General features: G+C 70.1%; 17 protein-coding genes. 6 read left to right on the top strand and 11 right to left on the bottom strand.

Translation table 11 applies throughout. The features are described from left to right. Positions 1-162 precede the first annotated feature (162 nt). From C6N31_RS40185 to C6N31_RS40170, 4 genes are all read right to left on the bottom strand, one after another. Complete coding sequence (locus C6N31_RS40185; protein WP_138358658.1) at positions 163-366, bottom strand: hypothetical protein; 204 nt, start codon at positions 364-366, stop codon at positions 163-165. A gap of 215 nt (positions 367-581) precedes the next feature. Further along, positions 582-2,888 carry an ABC transporter permease gene (locus C6N31_RS40180; protein ID WP_198359452.1) on the bottom strand — a complete coding sequence of 769 codons (2,307 nt, stop codon included), beginning with the start codon at positions 2,886-2,888 and terminating at the stop codon, positions 582-584. Positions 2,889-2,892: 4 nt separating this feature from the next. Next, positions 2,893-3,660: an ABC transporter ATP-binding protein gene (locus C6N31_RS40175; RefSeq protein ID WP_138358655.1), complete on the bottom strand. Its 768-nt coding sequence runs from the start codon at positions 3,658-3,660 to the stop codon at positions 2,893-2,895. After that, entirely contained in the window at positions 3,657-4,163 is a 507-nt protein-coding gene (locus C6N31_RS40170; RefSeq protein ID WP_198359451.1) for a PadR family transcriptional regulator, read from the bottom strand. Before C6N31_RS40170 ends, C6N31_RS40175 begins: the two co-directional genes overlap by 4 nt. A 162-nt stretch (positions 4,164-4,325) precedes the next feature. On the opposite strand from C6N31_RS40170, the gene C6N31_RS40165 reads away from it, so the two are divergent. From C6N31_RS40165 to C6N31_RS40145, 5 genes are all read left to right on the top strand, one after another. Next, positions 4,326-5,606, top strand: a complete 1,281-nt coding sequence (locus tag C6N31_RS40165) for an ABC transporter substrate-binding protein (RefSeq protein ID WP_198359450.1) — start codon at positions 4,326-4,328, stop codon at positions 5,604-5,606. A gap of 337 nt (positions 5,607-5,943) precedes the next feature. Next, positions 5,944-7,623 carry a glycoside hydrolase family 13 protein gene (locus C6N31_RS40160; RefSeq protein ID WP_138358650.1) on the top strand — a complete coding sequence of 560 codons (1,680 nt, stop codon included), beginning with the start codon at positions 5,944-5,946 and terminating at the stop codon, positions 7,621-7,623. 84 nt (positions 7,624-7,707) lie between these two features. Continuing rightward, positions 7,708-9,030, top strand: a complete 1,323-nt coding sequence (locus tag C6N31_RS40155; RefSeq protein ID WP_198359449.1) for an ABC transporter substrate-binding protein — start codon at positions 7,708-7,710, stop codon at positions 9,028-9,030. Positions 9,031-9,050: 20 nt separating this feature from the next. Next, the gene (locus C6N31_RS40150; protein ID WP_232486239.1) at positions 9,051-10,394 is read left to right on the top strand and encodes an ABC transporter permease subunit; all 1,344 of its coding nucleotides are present in this window, start codon (positions 9,051-9,053) and stop codon (positions 10,392-10,394) included. Next, on the top strand, positions 10,391-11,314 hold the full coding sequence (locus tag C6N31_RS40145) for a carbohydrate ABC transporter permease (protein ID WP_138358645.1): 924 nt from the start codon (positions 10,391-10,393) through the stop codon (positions 11,312-11,314). The genes C6N31_RS40150 and C6N31_RS40145 overlap by 4 nt, the downstream gene beginning before the upstream one ends. 98 nt (positions 11,315-11,412) lie before the next feature. Here C6N31_RS40145 and C6N31_RS40140 read toward each other — a convergent pair whose 3' ends face one another. Continuing rightward, entirely contained in the window at positions 11,413-13,212 is a 1,800-nt protein-coding gene (locus C6N31_RS40140) for a serine/threonine-protein kinase (RefSeq protein WP_198359448.1), read from the bottom strand. A gap of 474 nt (positions 13,213-13,686) precedes the next feature. Between C6N31_RS40140 and C6N31_RS40135 the strand changes: the two genes are divergently transcribed. Continuing rightward, complete coding sequence (locus tag C6N31_RS40135; RefSeq protein WP_307811596.1) at positions 13,687-16,203, top strand: collagenase; 2,517 nt, start codon at positions 13,687-13,689, stop codon at positions 16,201-16,203. 125 nt (positions 16,204-16,328) lie between these two features. On the opposite strand, the gene C6N31_RS40130 is transcribed toward C6N31_RS40135, so the two are convergent. The 6 genes from C6N31_RS40130 to C6N31_RS40105 form a co-directional block, all read right to left on the bottom strand. Then, positions 16,329-16,748 (bottom strand): tetratricopeptide repeat protein, encoded by a 420-nt coding sequence (locus C6N31_RS40130; protein WP_138358643.1) that lies wholly within the window; start codon positions 16,746-16,748, stop codon positions 16,329-16,331. Between the two features lie 55 nt (positions 16,749-16,803). Beyond that, entirely contained in the window at positions 16,804-19,974 is a 3,171-nt protein-coding gene (locus C6N31_RS40125; RefSeq protein WP_198359447.1) for a tetratricopeptide repeat protein, read from the bottom strand. 63 nt (positions 19,975-20,037) lie between these two features. After that, positions 20,038-20,406 (bottom strand): hypothetical protein, encoded by a 369-nt coding sequence (locus tag C6N31_RS40120; protein ID WP_198359446.1) that lies wholly within the window; start codon positions 20,404-20,406, stop codon positions 20,038-20,040. 122 nt (positions 20,407-20,528) lie between these two features. Beyond that, positions 20,529-23,069, bottom strand: coding sequence for a tetratricopeptide repeat protein (locus C6N31_RS40115; RefSeq protein ID WP_198359445.1), 2,541 nt, complete (start codon positions 23,067-23,069; stop codon positions 20,529-20,531). Between the two features lie 158 nt (positions 23,070-23,227). Next, the gene (locus C6N31_RS40110; RefSeq protein ID WP_198359444.1) at positions 23,228-23,995 is read right to left on the bottom strand and encodes a hypothetical protein; all 768 of its coding nucleotides are present in this window, start codon (positions 23,993-23,995) and stop codon (positions 23,228-23,230) included. A gap of 218 nt (positions 23,996-24,213) precedes the next feature. After that, complete coding sequence (locus C6N31_RS40105) at positions 24,214-24,516, bottom strand: hypothetical protein (protein ID WP_138359675.1); 303 nt, start codon at positions 24,514-24,516, stop codon at positions 24,214-24,216. Between the last annotated feature and the right edge of the window lie 243 nt (positions 24,517-24,759).

Below are 24,759 nucleotides of genomic sequence, written 5' to 3'. Positions count from 1 at the left end.
CACCCACCCGACACCTACGCCGACGCTACGTCTACTGCCTTTGAGGAATTCAGCACTAGGCCATTCGGGTGGGCACCGAAGCCGTTCCGGTGAACGTCATCGCTCGCCTGCGGCACCTGTGCGGTCCCCTTCTCGGCGAAGGGGACCGCACAGGTGCCGCCCTCATGCCACAGGCAGGGCGAATTCCGGGTCCGCGGTGGCGATGTCGACGCCGTCCGGCCAGACGTCGATGCGCACCAGGCGGAGGTCCGACCATTGGGACGGATCGACTTCAGGGTGTTCGTCCATGGCCAGGATCTCGTCGCGCTTGGTGTTCGCATAGCTCTGCGCGTCGGGGGCTTCTTCCGGGTGGTCGGCGATGTGCACGGTACCCAACGGTCCATTCGCCTCGAACGTAGCCACAGCTATGTACAGGGGCATGTGAAGATCACCTCTCCTCCACGATGCACGTACCGAGGCGTACGTGCACGTCGAAGGGGTCACCCCCAGCGCCCGGGCGGGGCGCTTGCCTCGTATGGGGGGCTTCTTACCCCGCTGAAATCCTTACTGAACGGCGGTACGCGAAACCCCGCGGGCCGACGTCAGTAGATGGTGATCCCCGTGTCCGCCCCACGGCCCCGGACCACCCGCAGCGCGGGCAGCGTGGCGATGGTGACGGCGGCGGTGACCACCGCTCCCCCGGCCAGCAGCAGCGTCATCAGGGCGGGCGTCTGCGCTATGCCCGCGCCGATGCCGCTGGAGCGTCCTTGCAGGTCGATCAGCCAGTGCGAGGTGAGGACACCGACGACGGTGCCGGCCAGTGCCGCCGCCAGGGCGATGACTGCGGCGCTGATCTGGATGACCGCGACCGTCTGGCGGGGAGTCAGCCCGATGGCGCGCAGGGCCCGCAGATCCCGGCTGTGATCCCGCACGGCGGCGGTGATCGAGGTGGAGAGGTCCACCAGGCCGATGAGTGCCAGCACGGCGACGAGCCCGGCGATCACACCGCGGATCGGGGACAGCTCGTCGGCGGGGCCGGCCGTCGTGCGGATCTCCAGCCGGCCGTCCGAGGCCTGGGGCAGGGCGCGGGACACCGCGGCCGGGTCGGCGCCCGGCCGCAACGCCAGATGGTAGAACTGCGGGCGCAGCGAGTCCTGCCCTTCCTGGAGAGTGTCCAGGGAGGTGGAGATGACCATCCCGTTGTGCTCGGTTTCGATGCTGCGTCCCACGATGTGCAGGATGTGCGGTGTGCCGGCCACGGTGACCCGGACCCATTCGCCGACCCGGACGTCCATGGCGTCGAGCAGTCCCTGTCCGGCCATCGCCTCGTCCGGTGCCGTCGCGACCCGCCCTTCCGCCGCGGCGAAGGGGTAGCGGTGCTCGGCGGTGCCGAGCCCGCGCAGGGTGATGGTGCGGGTCTGCCCGGGCACGAGCGCGGCGACCTCGGTCGCCGGGTACACGCCGGAGACGCCGGGCAGCTGTGTCAGCCGGGTCTCCAGCCCGGTGGTGGACGCGCCGTCCTCGCGCGCCGTCAGCTGTGCCGTCAGTCCGGCCCTCTCGGGGGGATGCTGGAAACGGTCCAGCGTGGCGGCGGCGGAGAGAGCCACGGTGATCATGACGATGGGCAGCGCGAGCCGGGCCACGGACGCCGCGAAGCGCCCCGGGCGGTGCACGGCTCCGCGCCATCCGAGCACCAGCGACGGGGGTGTCCTGAAGCGGAACGCCGTTCGTGACCGAGCCGAGCTCCGTCGCCCCGGTGCGGTGATCCGGGCGGCGGGTATCGGCGGGATCCGGGCAGCACGCCAGGCGGCGAACATCGTGGCGGCGGCGATGGCGGAGACGGTGGCGGCGCAGGTGTACACCAGGGACGAGCTCTGTCCGGGCAGCGCCTGCCAGAGCGTCACCGCCTCGCCGATCGGGCCGGGCACGGCGGTGCCCGCGATCTGGACGGCGGCCGTCCCGACGGCGGCGCCCAGCACCGCGAGCACGGCGTGCTGCGCGAAGAACATCCCGGCGATCTGTCCGGGGGTGAACCCCACCGCTTTGAGGACCGAGATGTCCCGGACGTGGGCGAGGACGCGGGTGCTGACACCTCCGGTCACCGCCACCGCGGCGGCCAGGAGCGCGCCGAGCCCGAAGATCCTCAGCAGCAGCCCCAGCAGCCGGTTGTCGCCTTCGGCGGCGGAGCGGGCATCGCGCCAGGTGGAGACGGAGAGCACATGGTCGGGGCCCACCGCGGCGACCGCCCGCTGCACCACGAAGTCCGTGTCGCCCGGGTCGGCGAGCCGCAGTCCGACGGTCTGCCCGGGGTGCGTCTGCGCGGAGGCCAGGGCACCGACCAGGTCGGGCGAAGCCCAGCCCACGCCGGGGACGTCGCCGCGGACGTATCCCCGTTCTGCGGTCCTGGCCGTTCCGACCACGCGCAGCGTACGGACGCTCGTACCGCCGGTTTCAATCTGCAGGGTGTCACCGGGCTGGGCCCACAAGGCGCCGGCCACGGACTGCTCCAGCACGATCCCGTCGCCTTGCGTGCCGTCCAGCCAGCGCCCAGCGGCGATCTTGGGCTGGGCGATGTCCTCCCTGTGCGGTCCGGCGGCACGCAGGTCGAGCGCGGCCGTCTCGGCGCCGAGACGGACAGTCACCGAATCGGTGCGGAACGGGCCGGACAGCGCCTGCACTCCGTCGAGCCCGCTCAGCGGCCAGGTAGGGGTGCCTGCCGTGGTGCGCAGCCACACATGGCCGCCCTGCGTTTCGGTGAACAGCCGCTGCCAGGGGCTGACCGCGTACTGCAGCAGCGCCGCGGAGAGCAGCAGGGCCACGGTGATCCCGGCGGTGGCGAGGACGATGGACAGGGCCTGGCCGCGGTGTGTGCGCAGGTCGGCGAGTGCCCAGCGGGTGATGGCGCGCATCTGGTCAGCCCGTCAGTTTCACGATGTCGGCGGCGGCTGCCCGGTGCTGGTCCGTGGTGTCGAGGGTGGTGTCGTCGGTTATCCGGCCGTCGTAGAAGCTGATGACGCGGTCGGCCGCGCTGGCCACCCTGGCGTCGTGGGTGACCAGGACGATGGTCTGGCCCTGCTGGTGCAGCTCGGTGAGCAGCCTGATCACCTCCCGGGTCCCCTTGCCGTCCAGGGAACCGGTGGGCTCGTCGGCCAGGAGCAGATCCGGCTCGTTGACCAGGGCTCTCGCCAGCGCCACCCGTTGCTGCTCGCCGCCGGCGAGGTCGCCGGGCAGGCTGTTCTCCTTGCCGCCCAGTCCGAGCCGGCCGACGAATTCCTCCCGCGACGCCCGCGCCTGGCGGGGCGTGCGACCCGCGAGGAGGGCGGGCAGTTCGATGTTGTCCGCGACGGTGAGGGTGGAGACGAGGTTGAAGAACTGGAAGACGATGCCGATCCTGCGGCGGCGCAGTACGGCCCAGCGCGCTTCGCTGAGATCGTCGACGCGGCGTCCGTCGAGGGCTATGCGCCCGCTGTCGGGGCGCTCCAGTCCCCCCAGGAGGTGCAGCAGGGTGGATTTCCCGGCTCCGGAGGTCCCGGTGACGGCCACGAACTCGCCCCGCGCCACGTTCAGGTCCACACCGCGTACGGCCCGTACCCTGGCGCCGTCGGTGGAATGGGTCTTGGTCAGGCCCGTCACGCTCAGCAGGTGCGGCGCTGGACCGGTGGCCGGCTCGGTTCGTGTCATTCGAGTTCCTCCTGGCAGCGCTCCAACCAGTCGAGGTCGGCCTGAAGATGCAGGCTCGCGCCCTCGATCAGCAGTTGTGCGATGCGGTTGTCCTGGTCCTCCCCTGCGGCCAGCTTGGACAGGGCCCGCATGAGGTTCAGGTAGTGACGGCGCTGCTTGTTGATCAGCGTGACCTGGTCCGCCCTGCCGGTCCGGGGGGCCAGGGCGAGCTTCATGAAGAAGTCGTCCCGTACCCGGGGGGTCGGGGACGGCTCCTCGAACCAGGCGTCGACGCTCTCGCGGCCCGCCTCGGTCAGTTCGTAGATGCGTTTGTTGGGGCGGTCCGGCTGGACGATGTCCTGGCCCGCGATCAGGCCGGCCTTTTCCAGTCGGCCCAGGGTCACATAGATCTGACCGATGTTGGGCTGAGGGTACGCCGCTCCGAAGAGCTTCTCCAGGCCCTGCTTCAGTTCGTAACCATGAGCGGGACCTGCGGCGAGCAGGGCGAGCAGCGGAAGACGCACGGTGGTTGAGCCTCCTCCCCGGCTACCTGCTTGTTAGGGGTATTGGCCGTGCCCGGACAGGCAGCTGACCGCGGCCCCTAGTATCGCGCATGCTCAGCAGGTATACAGGACGCCTCGGCCATGCGGAACATGTCGCGGGCGGAGCGAGGAGTGGAGGGACCGATGCGCTGGGCGCGAATCATGGGCAGGGGACTGCTCGTGGGCGCCCTGGTGATGGCCGGCTACGCCGGTTCGGGGGCCGGTGCGGACGCCGCACCGCCGGGCGCCTCCGACGGCGGGGGGCCCCTGACCCTCGTCACCGGCCGGGACCTCACCGGCTATCTGCAGCCGGTGCTGGACGGCTGGAACCGGAGCCACCCCGACGAGCCGGTGAAGCTGGTCGAGCTGCCCGAGGCGGCGGACGAGGTCCACGCGCAGATGGCGGACAGTCTGCGGTCGGGCAGCAGCCGCTTCGACGTCCTCAACATCGATGTGGCCTGGACCTCCGAGTTCGCCGGCAATCACTGGATCGCCCCCGTGGACGGGCGTGGTCTGCCCATGGACCGGTTGCTGCCCTCCGTCGCGGACACGGCCACGTTCCGCGGCCGGCTGTACGCCATGCCGTACGTGACCAACGCGGGGCTGCTGTACTACCGCAAGGACATCCTCGACCGGGAGGGCCTGCCACCGCCGCGAACCTGGGCCGAGCTGGAGAAAGAGGCCTCCGCCCTTTCGGCCAAGTACCGGATCGGCGGCTACGCCGGGCAGTTCCTGCCGTACGAGGGGCTGACGGTGAACGTGGCCGAGGCGGTCCAGTCGGCCGGCGGATCGATCCTGGGCGGTGACGGGCGACAGGCGACGGTGAACTCCCCCGCCGCACTGGAGGGCCTGCGGTTCCTGACCCGGGGCGTGACCGACGGCTGGATTCCCCGCGAGGCGCTGACCTTCAAGGAAGAGGAATCCCGGCAGGCGTTCCAGGACGGCAAGCTGCTGTTCCTGCGCAACTGGCCCTACGTCTACAACCTCGCCTCGGCCCGTGACTCCGCGGTGGCGGGGAAGTTCGGCGTGGTCCCGCTGCCCGGCCCGGACGGGCCCGGCAGCGGCGTGCTGGGCGGCTCCAACCTGGCCGTCAACGCGCACTCGCAGCACCAGCGGTCGGCGGCGGAACTCATGGCCTACCTGTCCAGCGAAGGCGTGCAGCGCCAGGTCCACACCGACGGCGGGCTGCCGCCGGTGTGGGCATCGCTGTACTCGGACCCGGCTCTCATCCGGCGCTACCCGTATCTGCCGGTCCTCAAGGAGAGTGTCCGCACCGCCAGGCCGCGCCCCAAGAGCGCACGGTACGAGCAGGTGAGCCTGGTGGTCGCCGCCGTGACCTATGACGCGCTGGCCCTGCGGCAGACGCCCGAGCAGGCGCTGGCCCGGCTGCAGCGAGAGCTCCAGGACGTCGTACGGAGCGGCTGACCCCCGCTCCAGATTCACCTTCCTAGTTACTTGTTAGGCATCTCCGTCGGGACGAGTCGCTCCAATTTCCCGCACATATCGGGATGAATACCCCTCTATGAAGGCCTTATGGCCCGAGAGCGTTGACACCTCCCCGACTCTCCTACTTAACATGCATGCATCACAGGGTGCGGCTGCCGTTGGCAGTGCGCACCCCACCCCAACCCCGCCGATCGCACCGTGGTGCGCCGCTGCCCCCTGCCCGCATGCCGCGGGCCGGTCCCGGCACACCGATCGGTTCTCACGGTTCCAACTCCAACGACGGCCGCTCGCGCGTCAGATTCAGGATGGTGACGGGATGCTCGCAGTCCCAGTCGAGAACCCCGCAGGCCGCACACCTGCGGCCCGGCCGGCCGAAGGGCAGCGCCCCTGGTGGCGCGACGCCGTGGTCTACCAGGTCTACATCCGCAGCTTCCTCGACAGCACCGGGGACGGCGTCGGTGACCTCGCGGGAGTCCGGGTGGGACTGCCCTACGTGCGCAAGCTCGGCGTGGACGGCATCTGGCTCAGCCCCTTCTATCCCTCCCCCCAGCACGACCACGGTTACGACGTCGCGGACTACAGCGCCGTCGACCCGCTCTACGGAGACCTCGCCGAGTTCGACCGTCTCGTCGCCGACGCGCACCGGCTCGGGCTGAAGGTCGTCATCGACGTCGTCCCGAATCACTGCTCCAGCGCCCATCCCTGGTTCCGGGCGGCGCTCGCCGACGGCCCCGGCGGCCCGGCCCGGTCCCGTTTCCACTTCGCCGACGGCCGGGGGGAGCACGGGGAGCTGCCGCCGAACAACTGGCGTGCGATGTTCGGCGGTCCGGCCTGGTCACGCGTCAAGGAGACGGACGGCAGCCCGGGCCAGTGGTACCTGCATCTGTTCACCCCCGAGCAGCCTGACCTCAACTGGCGTGACCCGCGGGTCGGGGACCACTTCGAGGAGGTGCTGAGGTTCTGGCTCGACCGGGGGGTCGACGGCTTCCGCATCGATGTCGCCGCAGGGCTGTTCCGGCACCCGGAACTGCCGGACTCCCCCGACCCGGAGGCCGACGAACGCACCCGCGACTCGGTGAACCCGCTGGCCTGGAACCAGCCCGAGGTGCACGACGTGTGGCGCCGGTGGCGAGCGCTCTGCGAGTCGTACACCGCCCACGACGGACAGGACCGGCTGCTGGTCGGCGAGGTCTCCGTACCCACCGCCGCGGATCAGGCCCTGTACGTGCGCCCCGACGAACTGCACCAGGCGTTCTTCTTCCACCTGCTCAGCGCCCCGTGGAACGCCGCCGACTTCCGCCGCACCATCGTCGAGGCGCTGCGCGACATCGCCGGAACCGGCTCCACGGTGACCTGGGTGCTCAATAACCACGACCAGGTCAGGACCGTCACCCGCTACGACGCCGACAGCGGCGGCGTGGGCGCCACCCGCGCGCGGGCCGCGGCGCTGCTGATGCTGGCGCTGCCGGGCGCCGCCTACATCTACCAGGGCGAAGAGCTCGGCCTGCCCGAGGTGCTCGACCTGCCCGACGACGCGCTGACCGATCCGATCTTCCGCCGGACCGGCAGCCGCCGTTACGTCCGTGACGGCTGCCGGGTCCCCCTCCCGTGGTCAGGACACGCCTCACCGTTCGGGTTCACCGCGCCGGGCTCCACCGTGCAGCCCTGGCTGCCGCAGCCCGCCTGGTTCGCCGAACACACCACCGACCGCGCTCTGAGCGACACCGGCTCGTTCTGGCACCTGTACCGCGACGGCCTCAACCTGCGCGAACAGCTTCCCCAGCTCGGCGAAGGCAGCCTGCGCTGGCTCGAGTCACCACCCCAGGTACTGGCCTTCGTGCGCGGCGACGGCATGGTCTGCGCCGTCAACTTCGGCGAAGAGCCGGTACCCGCCCCCGTTCCCGGGCCGCCGCTGCTGGCCAGCGCCCCCTGCCCGGCGGGGCTGCTTCCGGGCAACACCGCCGCCTGGTGGGTCTGCGACCTGCCCGCGTCCTGAGCCGGTCCGCCGGCCCCGGCCCGACCGGACAACCTCACCACCGCCCCCGGTTCCGCGGGCGGATTCGACGAAGGGATCTACCCAATGAAGCGCATCGTGGCAGCGACAGCAGTGGTACTCGGCCTCACCATGACGGCCACGGCCTGCGGAGGCGGCCAGGACAAAACCGCCGCGCAGGACGGCAAGCAGGAACTCAAGGGCCAGTCCCTCACCGTGGCGGCGGTGTGGACCGGTGTGGAGCAGCAGAACTTCAAGAAGGTGCTGGACGCCTTCTCGGCGAAGACGGGTGCCAAGACCTCCTTCATCTCCACCGGTGACAACGTCTCCACCGTCGTCGGCAGCAAGATCGAGGGCGGCAACGCACCCGACGTCGTCATGGTCCCGCAGGTCGGCGTGGTCCAGCAGTTCGCCCGCAAGGGCTGGCTGCGGCCGCTGTCCCCCGCCGCCCGCACGGCCGCAGCGGCGAACTTCGCCAAGGTGTGGCAGGACTACGGCACCGTCGACTCCGCCTTCTACGGGCTGTACTTCAAGGCCTCCAACAAGTCGACGGTCTGGTACAGCCCCAAGGCGCTCGCTGACGCCGGGGCCACCGTCCCCAAGAGCTACGAGGAGATGATCACCACCGCTTCGGCCGTCACCGACTCCGGGCTCCCCGGCTTCTCCGTCGCGGGTGAGGCCGGATGGCCGCTGACCGACTGGTTCGAGAACATCTACCTGTCCCAGGCGGGACCGCAGAACTACGACAAGCTGGCGCAGCACAAGATGCCCTGGACCGACCCCACGGTCGTCAAGGCGCTCAGCACCCTGGGCGCTCTGTTCGCCAAGGACCAGCTGATCTCCGGCGGCCGCAAGGGCGCTTTGGAGACCGACTTCCCCGAGTCGGTGGAACAGGTCTTCGGCAAGCAGCCGAAGGCGGGGATGGTCTATGAGGGCGACTTCGTCAGCGGCCTGATCTCCGGTGATCTGCACAAGAACGTCGGCGAGGACGCCAAGTTCTTCCCGTTCCCCGCCGTGACGGGCGGCACCGCTCCGGTGGTCGGCGGCGGCGACGCCGCCGTGGCGCTGAAGGCGGGCAAGAACCAGGAAGCCGCCATGAAGTTCATCGAGTACCTGGCCACCCCCGAGGCGGCGGCCGTGTGGGCCAAGGCGGGCGGGTTCCTCTCCCCCAACCAGAAGCTGGACATCGCCAACTACACCGACGACACCACCCGGCAGACCGCCAAGTCGCTGGTCGACGCGGGTGAGACTGTCCGCTTCGACATGTCCGACCAGGCCCCGGCGGCCTTCGGCGGCACCCAGGGTTCGGGCGAGTGGAAGATCCTGCAGGACTTCCTGCGGGACCCGTCGTCCCCGAAGAACACCGCCCAGGTCCTGGAGACGGCCGCGCTCAAAGCCTACAAGGGCTGAGGGCGGCCGACATGTCCGTCATGAACCACCGGAGCCGGCCGGGCGGTGCCGCACGGGGCGCCCGCACCGCCCGTCAGCGGTCGGTACGCCGCCGCAAGATCAACGCCGTGGTCTTCGCCCTCCCCGCCCTGCTGCTGCTGGGCGCGCTCGTCGGCTACCCGATCGTCTTCGCCGTCGTGCGGTCGCTGTTCGACGCCTCGGGGGAACACTTCGCCGGCCTCGACAACTACACCGAGATGTTCGGCGACCCGGCAACGCTCAAGGCGATCCGCAACACCGCGATCTGGATAGCGGTGGCCCCGGCACTGCTCACCGGCCTGGGGCTGATGCTGGCGGTACTCACCGAGAAGATCCGCTGGGCCACCGCGTTCAAGGTCCTGATCTTCATGCCGATGGCGATCTCCTTCCTCGCCGCCGGCATCACCTTCCGGCTCGTCTACGAACAGGACCCGCAGCGCGGGGTGCTCAACGCGGTCGCCGTCGGCGCCCACGACGCCTTCACCGATGCCTCCCCCTACCCCGGTGCCCGCACCCGCGGCTCCCAGGTGCTGGAAGCGCAGAAGGGCGGCGGGTACCGGACCGCGCGGCCGGTGCGTCCCGGTGACTCGCTCACCCTCGGGCTGGTCGGCCTCAAACCGACCGCCCTTCCCGCCACGGCCGCCCAGGCGAAGACCGCCTCGGCCGCGGCGGGCGCGGTCACCGGAACCGTCTTCCTGGACTTCGTCCCCGGAGGCGGCGGCCGGCCCGACGCGGTCGACGCCCGGGAACGCGGACTGCCGCAGATGACGGTCGAGTTGGTCCGCGACCAGCAGGTGGTCGGACACGCCGCGACCGGGCCGGACGGAACCTTCCGCTTCGACGCGGTGCCTGACGGCTCCTACACCGTGCGCCTTCCGGCGGCGAACTTCGCCGAACCGTACGGCGGTGTGTCCTGGTTGGGACCGGCACTGATCACCCCCGCCATCATCGGTGCCTATCTGTGGATCTGGACCGGATTCGCCATGGTCCTCATCGGCGCCGGACTGTCCTCGCTTCCCCGCGAGGTCCTGGAGGCGGCCCGCATCGACGGCGCGGGCGAGTGGCAGATCTTCCGCCGGATCACCGTGCCGCTGCTCGGCCCGGTCATGACCGTGGTCTTCGTGACGCTGCTGATCAATGTGATGAAGGTCTTCGACCTCGTCTACATCATCGCCCCCGGTCCGGTCCAGCAGGATGCGAACGTGCTGGCGCTGCAGATGTGGCTGGTCTCCTTCGGCGGCGGAAACAACCAGGGGCTGGGGAGCGCCATCGGCGTGGTGCTGCTGCTCCTGGTGGTACCCGTCATGGTCCTCAACATCCGTCGCTTCCGCAGGAGCCAGACATGACGACCCAGCACACCGCACCTGTCGGGGCCGCGCCGCGCACGACCGCGGCGCCCCCGGCCGCGCGCCGCCCCGTGCGGCTGACCTCCCGGCTCACCGCCTTTCTGGGCAAGGGCCTGGTCCAGGCGCTCCTGGTGGTCGTCGCCCTGGTCTGGTTGGTGCCCACGTTCGGTCTCTTCGTCTCGTCGCTGCGGCCCTCGACCGACAACGCCACCACCGGCTGGTGGACGGCGCTGGCCCACCCGGGCGGCCTGGGGTTCTCCAACTACAGCTCGATCCTGGCGGACAGCGGAATCACCCATGCCTTCTGGAACACGGTGCTGATCTCCGTGCCCACCACGATGGCCGTCGTCGTCCTCGCGTCCCTGGCCGGATACGCCTTCGCCTGGCTGGAGTTCCCGGGGCGCGACGTGATCTTCCTGCTGGTCGTCGCCATGCTCGTGGTGCCGGTGCAGATCGGGCTGCTGCCGGTGGCCAAACTCTTCGGCGCGCTCGGCATCTTCGGGTCGCTCACCGGCGTCATCCTGTTCCACGTCGCCTACGGGCTGCCGTTCGCGATCTTCCTGTTGCGGAACTACTTCGCCGACATCCCCCGCGAGATGCTGGAGGCGGCGCGGATGGACGGCGGCTCCGAATGGCTCATCTTCCGGCGGCTGATCCTCCCGGTGGCCAAACCGGCGATCGCGAGTCTGAGCATCTTCCAGTTCCTGTGGGTGTGGAACGACATGCTCGTCGCACTGATCTTCGCCGACAGCGGTTCACAGCCCCTCACCGTCGCGCTGCAGTCGCAGATGCGGCAGTTCGGGTCCAACATCGACGTCCTCGCTCCGGGCGCCTTTCTGTCGCTGGTCGTTCCCCTGATCGTCTTCTTCGCCTTCCAGCGTCACTTCGTCCAGGGGGTGATGGCCGGCTCGGTGAAGTGACAGTCCTTCGGCGGCCGCGTCGCTGTTCCCTCCCACCACGATCGGGAAGGCCCCGCGCGGCGGCCGGAGATGGCCGCGCGGAGGCCGCTGTCAGGTTGTCACTGCCGCTTCCACTGCTGTGACGCGGAGCCCGAGCACTTGGCGGTGGTCGCGCCACCGCCGAAAGCCAGGTCCAGGCATTTGCCGTCGTACTGGTCGGCGAGGCTGCTGTGGGAGCCGGAGTACCAGGACTTGAGACCGCTCTGGGCGCAGTCGCTGATCGTGGACACGTTGTTGAACATGCCTGCCTGGAGGCACTGGCCGGTCCCCTTGTTGACCACCTGGAAGCCGCCGCCCGAGACGGTTCTGGACGACCACAGGACCGCGTTGCCGGTGCACGATCCGAGGGTGAGGGCGTTGCCGAACTGGTTGACGCCCAGACAGTCCCCGCTGCTGCCGTTTCTGAGTACGTAGAAGCGGGACCCGCTCGATGGGGTGGGGGCCGGTGGTGGCGCCGCCGTGGGCTTGGTGCTGGGGCCGGCGGTGTTGCCAGGCCCGCCGGTACTTCCCGCGCTGCCAGTGCCGGTGTTGCCCGTGCCGTTGTTGCCGGTCCCGTTGGCGCCGCCGGCACCCCCGCCACCGCTCGCAGCGGGGACTCCGGCAACGCTGCCCGGCGACGGCGCGGCCGACGGCTGGCCGCTCGCGGACGGCACGCCCGAGGGGCTCGTACCTGCGGACGGCGAACCTGAGGACGCGGATGCCGCTGGGCCCGCCCCGCCCGGGCCGGAGGCCGGCGGGCCGCTCTCCGCCGCGCGGGGTGCGGTGAGCTTGGGGAGCAACTGCACGCCGATCGTCGTGCCCGCCACCAGGACGATGGGAACCACCGCCAGCAGCAGTCGGGTTCGCCGCCGCGGTCGCCCGGCCGCGGTGATCGGCGCGTTCCGCCCCACTACTACGGGCTCGGCCTGTTCCGGAGAGTCCGGCTCCGGCTCGAGCACCACCTGCGGTGCCGTCCGGGCCGCGAACGCCGCGCGCCCGGCCAGCCGGTCCATGACCAGCGCGGGCCAGCCGGGTCTGGCCGGGACGGCCCTCTGCTCCGCGAGCAGGAACAGCCGGTCCGCCGTGGGGCGTCCGAGCGGGTTCTTGTCCAGGCACGCCTCGACGACCTCCGCCAGGTCCTGGTCCAGTGCGCGCAACCCGTCCAGGTCGGGCTCACCGTGGACGATGCGATAGAGCACGTCCACGCCGGAACCCTCGCCGAAGGGCGGTCTGCCGACGGCCGCGTAGCCGAGCAGCGCGCCGAGCGCGAACACGTCCGTGGCGCCCGTCAACTCCTTGGACGCGGAGGCCTGTTCCGGCGACATATAGGCCGGTGTGCCGACCACCACGCCGGTCCGGGTGAGCCGGCTCTGGTCGGCGGCGCGGGCGACCCCGAAGTCGATGAGCGTGGCGCCGTCCTGGGTCAGCATCACGTTGGACGGCTTGAGGTCCCGGTGCACCATGTCGAGGGCGTGCACCGCTCGCAGTCCCGCGGCCGCCTCCCGGAGCAGCAGCCACAGGGCCTGCACCGGAAGCGGCCCGCCGTGCAGGGCCATCGCCTCGGTCAGGGTGAGGCCGGGAATGTAGGCGGTCGCGAACCACGGCGGCCGGGCCTGCCGGTCGCTCGCCAGCAGCGGCGTGCTGACCTCGTTCGGCAACCGGGCGAGGTTGTCGAGTTCGTGGCCGAAGTGCCGCAGGAAGTTCTCGTCCGCGGCGAAGTGCGGCAGCACCTGTTTGACCGCGGCGTAGCGGCCGTCGACGACGCCCAGATACACCCGCCCCATGCCGCCGGAACCGAGCTTGCCGAGCAGCGGGATCGTCCCGATCCGCCGCGGGTCCTCCCCTTCGAGTGGCTCGGCCCCACTGCCACTGACGTCCAACGACTCTCCCCCGTTCACTGTCACAACTCCGCAGCGTACCCAGGATCCGAGGACCCGTCAGGAGCACCCGGACGCAGTGGCATTACCGCCACAACCGGCCCCTGCGGCTCCGTTGTCATCCACGCGAGATCCCTGCCCGTGCCGACCGTCGCCGCCATCAGGGGTGCCGTGCCATCAGGGTCCTGCCGGAGCCTCGCGGTCCCGGATGCCGCCTCGGATGCAGCCCAGATGCGACCTGGATGCGGCCCAGATATTGCCTCCGATTTACTTCCACCCCCTTCTCCTGCGATGTGACATGTGCAATGTTATTGCGCGCAGGCTGTGTCCATGTCAAACGACACAGCGCGGCCCGCAGGCAGCCCTCGTCACGCCCCGAACCCGTCGGAAGTCATCGGCGACCGGGACGCTCGAAGCCCGCGGATCCCCCCACGCCGTGCAGTGCAGCACGGCCTTCACACCGCTGGGAGGCGGCACGTGAACACCCAACCGCTACGACGAAGTCTCACCGGATTCCTGATACTTGCCCTCGCACTGTGCCTGGGCATAGCCATGCTGATCCAGCCGGGCCGAGCCACGGCAGCGGACAGCCGGCAAGGACCGGCAACGCAGTCCCCCAAGGTTCCCCCGCCACTCGGCTCGACCGCCGACATATCGGACCGCGCCGAGGTGCAACGCCACCCGCTCGACACCGCTCAGCTTCCTCCGCAGAGCCCGGTCACCTCGCGGGCCCCGTCGAAAGCCCCACCAAGAGGGAACACGGCGAGCGGTGTTGCCGCGGCGTCCTGCACCCCGGCCGACTTCAGCCGGACCGGATCCGCGCTGGTCGCATTCGTCCAGGCCTCGACCACGGCCTGTGTCAACACCCTGTTCGGCCTCACCGGCACCAACGCGTACAACGCCTTCCGCGAAGCACAGATGGTCACCATCGCCAACGCCTTCAAGAACACGGCGAGGACCTACCCCGGTGACAACTCCGGCAACGTGTGGCAGCTCGTGCTGTTCCTGCGCGCCGGCTACTACGTGCAGTCCTACAACTCCTCCGCCGTCGGACCGTACGGCCCGACCCTGGCCACCGCCTCCGAGGGCGCGCTCGACACCTTCGTGGCGTCCCCCCACTTCCTGGACGTCAGCTCGGCCAACGGCGACATCCTGGGCGAAGTCCTGGTCCTGACGGACAGCGCCAACGAGCAGGGCCGCTACCTCAGCACCTACAAGAGTGTGCTCAACGCCTACAACAGCTCCTACGACGCCTACTGGAGCATGGACTCGGCCGTCAACAGCGTGTTCACCCCGATCTTCCGCGGGCACTGGAACCCCGCGTACATCACCGCGGTCACCGCCGACCCGAGCATCATCGACACCCTCAGCACGTTCGCGCTGAACCACCGGGACATCCTGAACGGCAGCTGGTTCTGGCTGGACGCCAACGCCGGCACCGAGATGGCGCGCTTCCTCGACACCCCCGCGCTCCAGGCCAAGGTACGACCGCTCGCGAAGGGCCTGCTGGGCGCCTCGTCGATCACCGGCACGACCGCACCGCTGTGGGTCGGGGTCGCCGGCATGACCGACGCCCACGACCAGGCCCAGTGCTCGTACTACACGACGTGCAACTTCACGGCCCAACTCACCGCCGCATCACTGCCGATCACCTACCCGTGCGACGCCGGGCACACTTTCCGCGCCCAGTCCCTGACCAACGCCGCGCTGTCCGCCGCGTGCACCAGCCTCAAGGGTCAGGACGCGTACTTCCACGGCATCGTCAAGGACAGCGGCCCGGTCGCCAACGACAACAACACGAACATCCAGATCGTGACGTTCGCGAGCCCCAAGGACTACCAGGTCTACTCCGGCTGGATCTTCGGGAACAGCACCGACAACGGCGGCGAGTACCTGGAGGGCGACCCCGCCACCCCGGGCAACCAGGCCCGGTTCCTGTCCTACGTGAAGAGCGTCAACGACGGCTTCCCCGGCGACATCTGGAACCTCAACCACGAGTACACGCACTACCTCGACGGACGCTACGACATGTACGGCGACTTCACCGCCGGCCAGGGCGTCCCGGACATCTGGTGGATCGAGGGCTTCGCCGAGTACGTCTCCTACAGCTACCGCAACCTCCCCGACACCGAGGCGATCGCCGATGCCGGACAGCACACCTTCGCGCTGAGCACCCTCTGGCAGAGCACCTACGGCAACAGCAGCCTGGACCGCACCTACCCGTGGGGTTACCTGGCCGTCCGCTACATGATCGAGAAGCACCCCGCCGACGTGCAGAACATGCTCGCCAAGTTCCGCACCGGCGACTACAACGGCGCCTACGCGGTTTACAGCACCGGCATCGGCACCCGCTACGACGCCGACTTCAACACCTGGCTCGACGCGTGCGCGGCCGGCGCCTGCGGCGGAACGAGCAGCGGACCGACCGCAGCCTTCGACGCCGCCGTCTCCGGCCTGACCGTGAACCTGACCGACAGGTCCACCGACGCCGGCAGCACCATCACCGCCCGCTCGTGGAACTTCGGCGACGGCACCACCTCCACCGCCACCAACCCCGCCAAGACGTACACCGCCGCCGGCACGTACACGATCACCCTTTCCGTCACCGACGCCAAGGGCCTGACCTCCACCACGGCCAAGCCCGTCACGGTCAGCGGCGCGCTGCCGACCTGCACGAGCGCCGACCCCCGCGTCATGGGCCAGAACTGCTCCCGCTCCGCCCGGTCGGCCTCGACGGGCAACCTGGACTACCTGTACCTCTACCTGCCGGCCGGGACCACGACGCTGAACATCACGACAACCGGCGGCACCGGCAACGCCGACCTCTACTACAACCCCAACACGTGGGCGACCAGCACCGCCTACACGGCACGCTCGGCCAAGGCCGGGAACACCGAAGCCATCACGGTCACCAACACCACCGCCGGATACCGGTACATCAGCCTGTACGCGAAGACAGCCTTCAGCGGTGTAACGGTCACCACCAAGTACTGACTCCTGTCTCCTACCCGTCTTCAGGCGGCGACTCTGCGGGCAGCGGTTCAAACCGCTGCCCGCAGTGCGTCGCGTCCGCCATCACCGCTAGGAACGACCTCCGCCACGCAACTTGTCCATGTGCATCAGGTAGGCATCCTCCGCGACCCGCCGGGCCGCGCCGTTCGCTCCTGCTGCCAGCCGCTTCCTCGCCGTGTCATGTCCGGCGTCCACCGCCTGCCGATACCAGGGCTCCGCCTGGGCCCAGCCCCCAGCCGCTCCGCGTACAGACGCCCCAGCCAGAAGGCCGCGTAGAGGTCCCCACGGTCGGCAGCCGTCCGGTACCAGCGCGCCGCCTCGACGAAATCCCCCTGGACCTCGGCGGGGAGCCTGTTCTCCAGCTTCGCCTGAGTCCGGCCTTCGCAGAGGAGCCCGAGTCGGCCCATGGCCTCGACCAGGCCCGCTTCGGCGGCATCGCGGTAGTGGGTCCTCATCGCCGGCAGGTCCTCCGCACCGCCCCAGTTCTCCAACTCCCGGCCGAGTCCGAAACTGGTTTCAGCATCCATCCGTCCAAAGTGGCAGCGCCAACGGGATGTCCAGACCGTTGGCCCGGGAGCGCAGTCACGCGAGAAGGTCGTCCGCAATCACCGTCAGGACATCAGGCTGCAGCACGGCAAGGACATCGGCTGCCGCATGCCACGGCCCCAGTCGCAGCGCCCACGCGATCAGCGGGCGCGCACGGGTCTTCCCGGCATGGCGGGCCAACGCCGTCAGGGCCCACGCCTGACGGTCCGGGTCGGGGATGGTTCTGACCATCGACTCGGCGCGGTCGATGTTCCCGCCCCGCGCCATCACCTCCGCCACACTCGTCAGTGCACGTGCCCTCGCCCGTGGCCCCGGGTTGATCGCGTCCCCGGCCATCATCTCGACTTCACGGGCCACGAGTTCGGCGCTGTCGAAGTCGCCTGCCTCGGCCATCGCCTCCGCCACGCCCGTCAGACCCCATGCCTGCCATCGCGGGTCGGCGACCGTGCGGGCCAGGCGTTCCGCACGGTCGACGTCACCCTGGTGCGCTGTCTCCCGGGCCACGTTCGCCAGGGCCGATGCCCGAAGTCCCGGTTCGGTGATCATGCGGGCCAGGCGTTCCGCATGGTCGAGGTCTCCGAGCTTCGCCACGGTTCCCGCCACCACCTCCAACGCCATCGCCTGGGTAAACCCGGGTTGGCGCAGGGCCATGGCCTCAGCCTCGCGGGTCAGCTCCTCGGCACGGTCCGCCTGCCCCATCCGCGCCACCGCCCGTGCCACCGCTGTCATCGCGTTCTCCTGCGCGCACAGGTTCGTGGGAGGCAGGGCACGAGCCCTCGACTCGGCCACGCCGGCCAGCCTCCCGGCGGCGGCGACATCTCCCGCGCCCGCCAGCGCCTCCGCCACCTGCGCCAGTCCCTCCGCCTGGAACTGCCGGTCGAGAGGGTGCTCGGTACGGTCGGTGATGGTTCCGGCCACGGTCTCGGCGGCGGCGGTGTGGCCTTCCTCGGCCAGCGCCCGCGCGACGCGTGCCAGCTCCATCGGCGTCGAGCGATGGATGGTCCGGATCACCGCGAGAGCGCGGTCGACGTCTCCGGTCCGCGCGACGATCTGCGCCACCTCTTCCAATGCCCTTGCCTGCTCGAACCCCATGGCCTGCCCGGGAATGGTCCTGGCAACGGTCACGGCGCGGTCCACCTCTCCCACCCGGGCCAGCCCCGCCGCCAACGCGTGTGCCGCTTCCGCCAATTGCCTCCGGTACAGATCGGTGCCGGTCCGGGCCACGGCTTCGGCTTCTCGGGCCAGCCGTCCGGCACGGTCGACAGCGTTGGTCCGCGCCGCCATCCGTGCCGTGGCGGTGAGCACCATCGCCCGCACCTCCGTGTCCTTCTCGATGCTGCGGGAGCGGGCCTGGGCCTCGGCGCGGTCGACGTCGTCAGCCGGGGGCCACGCGTGCGCTATCCGTCGCAGGTCGTGGGCCCGTTTGTACGTACCGACGTGGTTCATCGGCATGCCTTCGGCCTCACGGCCGAGGTCCCCGGTGCGGTCCGCCTCGTTCACCTCCCGCACCATCCGCAGCACCGAGTCCTTCAGTTCCGGGTGAGTGACGGTCAGGGCCAGGGCCTCGGCCTCGCGGGCGAGGTGCCGAGCGCGATCGGCGTCCCCGATCCGTGCCACCACGCGTGCGACCGCTGCCAGCGCGGATGCCCGAAGTTCCGGGTTGATGATCGTCCGGGCCACGGATTCGGCTTCGTGGGCGACGTCGCCGGCGTCGTGAGCGGTGTCGTCGGTCCTGCTGGGAGGCCGGTTGCCGGCATCGCACTCGGCCAGCGCCTCGCTGAGTGCCCCCAGCGCACGCGCGCGTCTTTCCGGGGAAGGGATGGATCGCGCCATGGCCGCGGCGTGCGCGGGGCGCCCCAGGAGGGCCCAGACGGCGGGCAGCCCGACGGGGATGTTGGTGTTGCGTTGGGCGAGGCTGTCGCGACGCACCGCCAAGAGGGTCATGGCTCTCAGATCGAGGCCCGGATCGCCTCGGTCGAGTATCGCGTCCTGCGTAGTCGTGATTTCGGCGAGCGCGGCGTCATCCCCGCCGCCCGCGTCGCGCATCCGTTCGTGGCGGGCCTCGTCGAGGGCGCAGGCGATCATCCTGGTGAGATCGCCGTCGGCGTGCAGCAACCGGAAGTAGCCGCGGAACAGATAACCGGAGGTGTGAGCGGGCCAGTGTCCGGCCCGGTACCGGTCGGCCCAGGTGTGCAGGCGCTCCCGGTACTCCGTCAGGCGCCGCTCGCCCAGGAACCGTACGGCGATCTGCTGGAGTTCCTCGTGGCCGAGCATGTAGACCCCACGCACTGCCACCTGGCCGGACGAGCCGGGAGCGGGGGCGGGGGCGGGGGCGGGGGCGGGGGCGGGGGCGGGGCGCCAGGCGAACATCCGTCCGGCCACGGCGCCCAGGACCTCCTCGATCTCCCACTCCAGGCGTCCCGTCAGCTCGGCCAGGTCCCGGCCGCTGAGGCCGCCGCCGGCAGCGGTCACCAACCCCAGGAGGTCCTGCTCCGCCGTCGTGCCGCGCAGCAGCCGCTTCAGCTCCCGCTCCGCGTCGTTGCGCACGATCTGGGCGTACGGGGACTCCTTCAGCGTCCGTTCGACCCCGGGGTCACGCAGCGGATGCCCGATGGGCACGTCGGACGGGAGCGGCGGGTCGTGCCGTCCGGCCACCACGATGCGCATCCCCGCCACGGGCCGGGTCGGAAGCAGCGCGGCGATGCTGTGTGCGATGGCTCCCCTGTCCTCGTCGAGACCGTCCACGACCAGCACCAGGCGCTGTTCTCGCTGCCGGCAGGCGGCGGCCGCGGCGTCGAGCAACTGCCACATGTGCGCGGCACGGGTGGCGGCAGTCAGGTAGGGCGAGACAGGTTCGCCGAGGAGGGTCGCCAGCTGCTCGATGACGACGTCCAGGAAGGCTTCACGATCGTCCTGGGCGGCCAGGCGCGCGGTGATGAAGAACGAGACGATGCGGGTGCGCGGTGGCGGGTTCAGAACGAACCAGGACAACAAGGCGGACTTCCCCGCCCACGCCTTCGCGCGCCACCACAGATAGTCACCGGCATCGGGCCGGGTGCAGAAGTCCGCGAGCTCGGCCAGCTCCTCCTCCCGGCCCAGCAGCATCTCGGGGGCGATCGTCCGTACCTGGTGGAGATAGCCGGACTGCGCAACCGGGTGGGCGGCTGCGAACACGTTGATCTGCGTGTTGCCGCTGCCGATCTGCACCCCTCGCGCACCACGGGCGTCGACGTGGTGGCCGCTCTCGTCCGCTCCCACTGGCAGGCCCGGTCAGTTGAACGTGTTGGTCTGCGTGTTGTTGTCGCCGATCTGCACGCCCTTGGCGTCCCTGGCGTCGACGACATTCGCCCCGGCCACCCCAAGGTCCCGCAGCAACAACCGCGCGGCGACGAGGATTTCCGCGTCCTGGTCCGCACCCGTCGCGGCCAGCCGCTCCCTCAGCCGGGCCTCCCAGACCCCGGGCTCGACCTCACGGGCGTCCAGGACCCGTGCGCCGTCCCCACCCCCAGCGGCAAGACGCCGGCGCACCGCCTCGCGCAACCCCGCGTAGCCGTCCCGGACCGCACTGCTCGCGGTATCCGTGAGCCCCGCCGAAGCACCCGCGGCCAGCGCGGCCATCACCAAATCCACTCCAGACATCCTCGCCCCGTCATCGAACCGAATCGGCCTGGTATCGGCCGGCCGCACAACTGGTGCTACAGGCAGCCAGTTTCACACCTTGCCGACCTCGGCGCAGTGGAACACTGGACACGTCATGATGCTCACAGACCGCTCAGGAGGTCCTGGGCTGTGGCTACTTCGGGCGTGCCCAGGTCCCGGTACGCCGATACGGCCCGTTGCAGATGCTCGCGTGCTGTCACTGGGTCAGCGCGCGCCAGGGCGAGCCGGCCCGATTCCAGTTCAACCCTGGCGGCTCCGGATCGATCACCGATCGCCGCGTAGGTCCTCCCGGCCTGCTCCAAGCGCTCCGTGGCCGCTTGCCACCGTGCTTCCCGCAGGTCCAGCACACCGAGTTCGATGTTCGCCCACGCCGTACCGCGCCTGTTCCCCAGGCGCTCGTACTCATCCCGGGCGTCCGTCACATGGCGTCGTGCGGCGGCGAGATCTCCCATGGAGCGATACAGGGAACCGAGCTCCACCCGCGCGTCGGCGGCGTTCCTGGCGCTGTCCATGGATGTGAAGACGTCCAGAGCTCCTTCGAGCAGGGCCTGGGCATCGGCGTACTGTCCGAGGATCCGCTTCGTGATGCCGGTCTCACGCTCGGCCCACGCTCGTCCGCTGCGGTCGCCGGTGTCGGAGCAGATCGCATGCGCGGCCGCGAACTGGTCCAGGGCACTCGGATAGTCACCGAGGAGTCGGTCGAGTGTGCCGAGTTCGATGCGGATCCATGCCTCGTTACGCAGGTTCCGCAGGCTCTGATAGATGCCGAGCGCCTCGTCGAAGGAGACCCGGGCCGCGGCATAGTCGCCGGTCGCCCTGCTGAACAACCCCAGCGTGCCGCGGCCGTTGGCGACGCCCCGGAGCCCGCCCATCCGTCCGTGGAGGGTGACAGCACGCTCCATCGCGTTCCGCGCGGGGGCATACTCCGCCAGATGGTAGTGAATGACGGCCAGTTCGGCGTAGCAGAACGCGCGGCCACGATCGTCGCCCAGGGTCTCGAAGTGCCCCAATGCCGCCTGTGTGTGTCCGAGTGCGCTGCGGTACCGTCCGGTGCACCGGTGCAGGACCCCCAATTGGCTGTGGCTGCAGCCTTGTCCGAGGACATCCCCTGTCGTGACAGCCAAGTGCAACGAGGAATCGTTCAGCTCTTCGGCCTGGACGATGTTCCGGTGGATCCGCAGGAAATAGCTGAGACCGCAGGTCAGCTGCCAGGTCGTCGCCCATTCCTCGTCGACCGCGAGCCGGGCGACCGCCCTGAAGTCCACCAGATAGATCTCCAGCCACTCCAGAGCTGCCTTCTCCTCCGTGGGAACATCGGGTTCGGTGGCGGCGTCGGCCGGCAGGTCGATGACCAGAGGAGAACCGATGGCGGCATTCGCCAGGGCAAGCTGGCGTGCCGTCAACCGGAACAGCCGCCGCATTGCCGCCGTACGCGATGAACTGCTGTCATGAAGCTCGGACTCCCGTAACGCAAGCGCGCGTACCGAATCGTGCACGCCGTATCCATGCGGGTCCGGTCGGCCGATGATGCCCCGGCGGTGGAGTTCGTTGAGCGACCGATCTGCTTCCTCCACCGGGATGCCGGCCAGCACCGCCGCCGTTTCGCCGGTGACATGCGGCCCGGGATGGAGCGCCATCCGACGGAAGACCAGCTGGTCACGTGGGTCCAACGCCGTCACTGACCAGCCGAAGGGATCCACGTTCACATCGTCTCCTGCTCGGTGCGGGACGCCGTCCCCGCTACGGAGCCCGGATCCGTCCGGTGCGGTGATGAGGCGGTCCGCCACATGTCTGACGGTCAGAGGCAGCCGGTAGATCTCGGCCAGCGCGCTGATGACGGAGGTGTCGATGTCGTGTGAGGCTCTCGTCAGGACGGCGGTGATGACGGAGCACGCCTCGTCCCGGGTGAGACCCCCCACTTCGAGGTGCAGGTCGGGATCAATACCGGCAACAACACGCCGGCTCGTGACGATCACCATGGCGTGGCGGGAGTTCGGCAGAATGGGCCGCACCTGTTCCGCCCGGGTGATGTCGTCGAGAACGATGAGGAATCGTCCGGTCCCCACCGCGGACCGCCACTGGCCGCTCATGTCGTCGACACCGAACCGTGTCTGCGGAGCGGGCGCACCGATGGTGGTCAAGGCACTCGCCAGGACGTCCTGGGCGCTGAGTCTTCCCGCCGGTTCCGAATGGCTCCGGTACCTCAGGAACAGCTGGCCGTCAGGGTAGCGGGCCACGAGGCGATGAGCCGCCTGCACAGCGAGAGCCGTCTTCCCGCTGCCGGACGGACCCGTGATGGAACACACGAACGGTCGTGACGCGCTGAGCTCCGGCGTGCTTTCCACGAGCCGGCGCAGCTCCTCCTGTCGGCCGGAGAAGACTGCCGCTTCCGGCGGGAGGGTGTTGACCCGGGCCCGATGAGGAGGCGGATCGTCGTCGGTGGAGACCGGGGTGCGATCTGAGCCCGGCACGAGGGCCGCGCCCACGGCTGCGAGTGTGATGAGGACGAGCAGCGAGGAGAAGAGCCACCAGTTCCAGGTCGAGGTGATGATGTTGGTGACCACCCCCACCGCGGCGCCGAGCACGGGCCCGGACGCCAGGACCGCCATCTCCCGGCGCCGGCCCGGACGGTCACCGCTCATCCGATCTCCCCCGGTCATCGATCAACGAGCACCTCGGATTCGACCGAATGCCGTCCCGCCAGTATTCCGGCGTCGCGGCGACGAGGACGGGGCGTTCTCGGAATCGAGTGGAAGGCTGTGGCGGGCGTCCTTGAGGGCGGCTCCGGCCACGTGCACGGTCAGGGCCGCTCCCACACCGTCACCGCCAGCGTCTGCCGGCCGCCGCCCGCGCCGCCGTCCGCCGTGAAGAACCCGACCCGACCGCCGTCCGTCCCGAAGCACACGATGGAGCCCGCCGTAACGTCCGCCGTTCGCTGCCCCAGGTGCGTATTGAGAAGGGTGACGCACTGCTCCCGCTTCGGCGGGGTCGCGCCGTTCCAGGACACGACTGTGGTGCCGACGATCTGGCCCGGTTCGCAGCTGAGTTGGCAGGCGAGTCCGAGATCCCCCATCGGTGCCCGCTGGGGCGGTACGGAATCCAGCGACCAGCCCGTGATCGGACTCCCGCTCGTGCTCCCGTCATCCAGCGTCAACGTCCCCTGCCAGCGCACGTGTACGGCCGCGGGAGCCGTCGAGGCGGGCGGCTCGGTGGCGGGCGGCGTAGCGGGTTCGGTGGAGGGCGGCGGGGTCGTGGTGGAGGGTGCGGTGGTCGGGGTGCGCGGCGGGTCCCGCGTGGGTGCCGGGGGCGGGGCGCTCGCGCCGCTCGCCGAGCTCGCACCGGACGGGACCGCTGCCGACGAGCCAGCGGTCGACGATGATCCCTCGTGCTGGAACAGCACCGTCCCCAGCACGATCGCCGCCACTCCGACGAGCGCAACCACGAGCTGAGCCCTGGTCGTTGTGATGGCCGGGATCTCCACCCCGCCCAGTTTCACCGCTTTCCCCACCACGGACGCGACCAGGCACCCCACACCGAAGATCCACAGCGGCGCGATGTAAGCGATCACAGCTGTCCCTCCCCCTGCCTGCACACCACGCCACCGCGGTGCATGCGACGGTAGCGGCCCGCCAGGACCGAGAGAAGAAGATGTCACCCAGTGCCGTCCGACCTGCCTTTCAGCACCCCTTCGGCCCGGTCGCGGCGCTCGGCCGGACACGGGCGGCGGCGCGGAAATCGGCGCCGCCGCCGTCACCTGCCGGACTTCACTGGGCCCAGGGAGCGGTCCTAGACCCTTTCAGCCGTCCGCTGCGGCGTCAGTTCCGCCCCGACCGGGCGCAGATACAGGCGCAGAGTGTGGGCGGGCTCGGCCGTCCCTCGGTCCCAGCGGGTATCGGCGACGGTGCAGGCGGGCCCGTCGCTCAGCCAGTCCGCGGCCGCTTGGAACAGGGCGGCGGGGTCCTGTCCGGCCAGGATCAGCGTCCCGTCGTCCTCCACGGTGACCCACAGGTCGACATGGGAGTTCACGAACGCACCGGCCCGCTCGCGGAGCTCTTCGACCAGCGTCGCAGTACCAGGATCAGTCATCATCGCTCTGCCTTCCCCGCACGATATGTCAGTGACTGTTCGTGTGCCCCGCTTACCTTCCGTCACTCCCCCGAGTCCCTCCGGATCGAGCGAGCGCCGAAGAAACCGCCTGAACGCCAGGAAATGCCAAGAGCCGCCCCACCCCTGACATCGGAGATGGGACGGCTCTTCGGCAGCGTCGGCTGCGGCGTTACGCGGCGGTGGTGGTCGTGCGGGGCGCGGGGCGCTCGCCTGATCCGGAGCGGC

It is taken from the genome of Streptomyces fildesensis, from assembly GCF_016107395.1.
In the GTDB taxonomy this organism is placed as follows: Bacteria; Actinomycetota; Actinomycetes; order Streptomycetales; family Streptomycetaceae; genus Actinacidiphila; species Actinacidiphila fildesensis.
This window is presented reverse-complemented; position numbering and strand designations above follow the sequence as displayed.

What these genes read in the sequence shown, in the direction of transcription:
- C6N31_RS40180 (WP_198359452.1), bottom strand. Translation starts at nt 2,888, where the DNA reads ATGCGCGCCATCACCCGCTGGGCACTCGCCGACCTGCGCACACACCGC.
- C6N31_RS40175 (WP_138358655.1), bottom strand. Translation starts at nt 3,660, where the DNA reads ATGACACGAACCGAGCCGGCCACCGGTCCAGCGCCGCACCTGCTGAGC.
- C6N31_RS40165 (WP_198359450.1), top strand. Translation starts at nt 4,326, where the DNA reads ATGCGCTGGGCGCGAATCATGGGCAGGGGACTGCTCGTGGGCGCCCTG.
- C6N31_RS40160 (WP_138358650.1), top strand. Translation starts at nt 5,944, where the DNA reads ATGCTCGCAGTCCCAGTCGAGAACCCCGCAGGCCGCACACCTGCGGCC.
- C6N31_RS40155 (WP_198359449.1), top strand. Translation starts at nt 7,708, where the DNA reads ATGAAGCGCATCGTGGCAGCGACAGCAGTGGTACTCGGCCTCACCATG.
- C6N31_RS40150 (WP_232486239.1), top strand. Translation starts at nt 9,051, where the DNA reads ATGAACCACCGGAGCCGGCCGGGCGGTGCCGCACGGGGCGCCCGCACC.
- C6N31_RS40145 (WP_138358645.1), top strand. Translation starts at nt 10,391, where the DNA reads ATGACGACCCAGCACACCGCACCTGTCGGGGCCGCGCCGCGCACGACC.
- C6N31_RS40130 (WP_138358643.1), bottom strand. Translation starts at nt 16,748, where the DNA reads ATGGATGCTGAAACCAGTTTCGGACTCGGCCGGGAGTTGGAGAACTGG.
- C6N31_RS40120 (WP_198359446.1), bottom strand. Translation starts at nt 20,406, where the DNA reads ATGTCTGGAGTGGATTTGGTGATGGCCGCGCTGGCCGCGGGTGCTTCG.
- C6N31_RS40115 (WP_198359445.1), bottom strand. Translation starts at nt 23,069, where the DNA reads ATGAGCGGTGACCGTCCGGGCCGGCGCCGGGAGATGGCGGTCCTGGCG.
- C6N31_RS40105 (WP_138359675.1), bottom strand. Translation starts at nt 24,516, where the DNA reads ATGATGACTGATCCTGGTACTGCGACGCTGGTCGAAGAGCTCCGCGAG.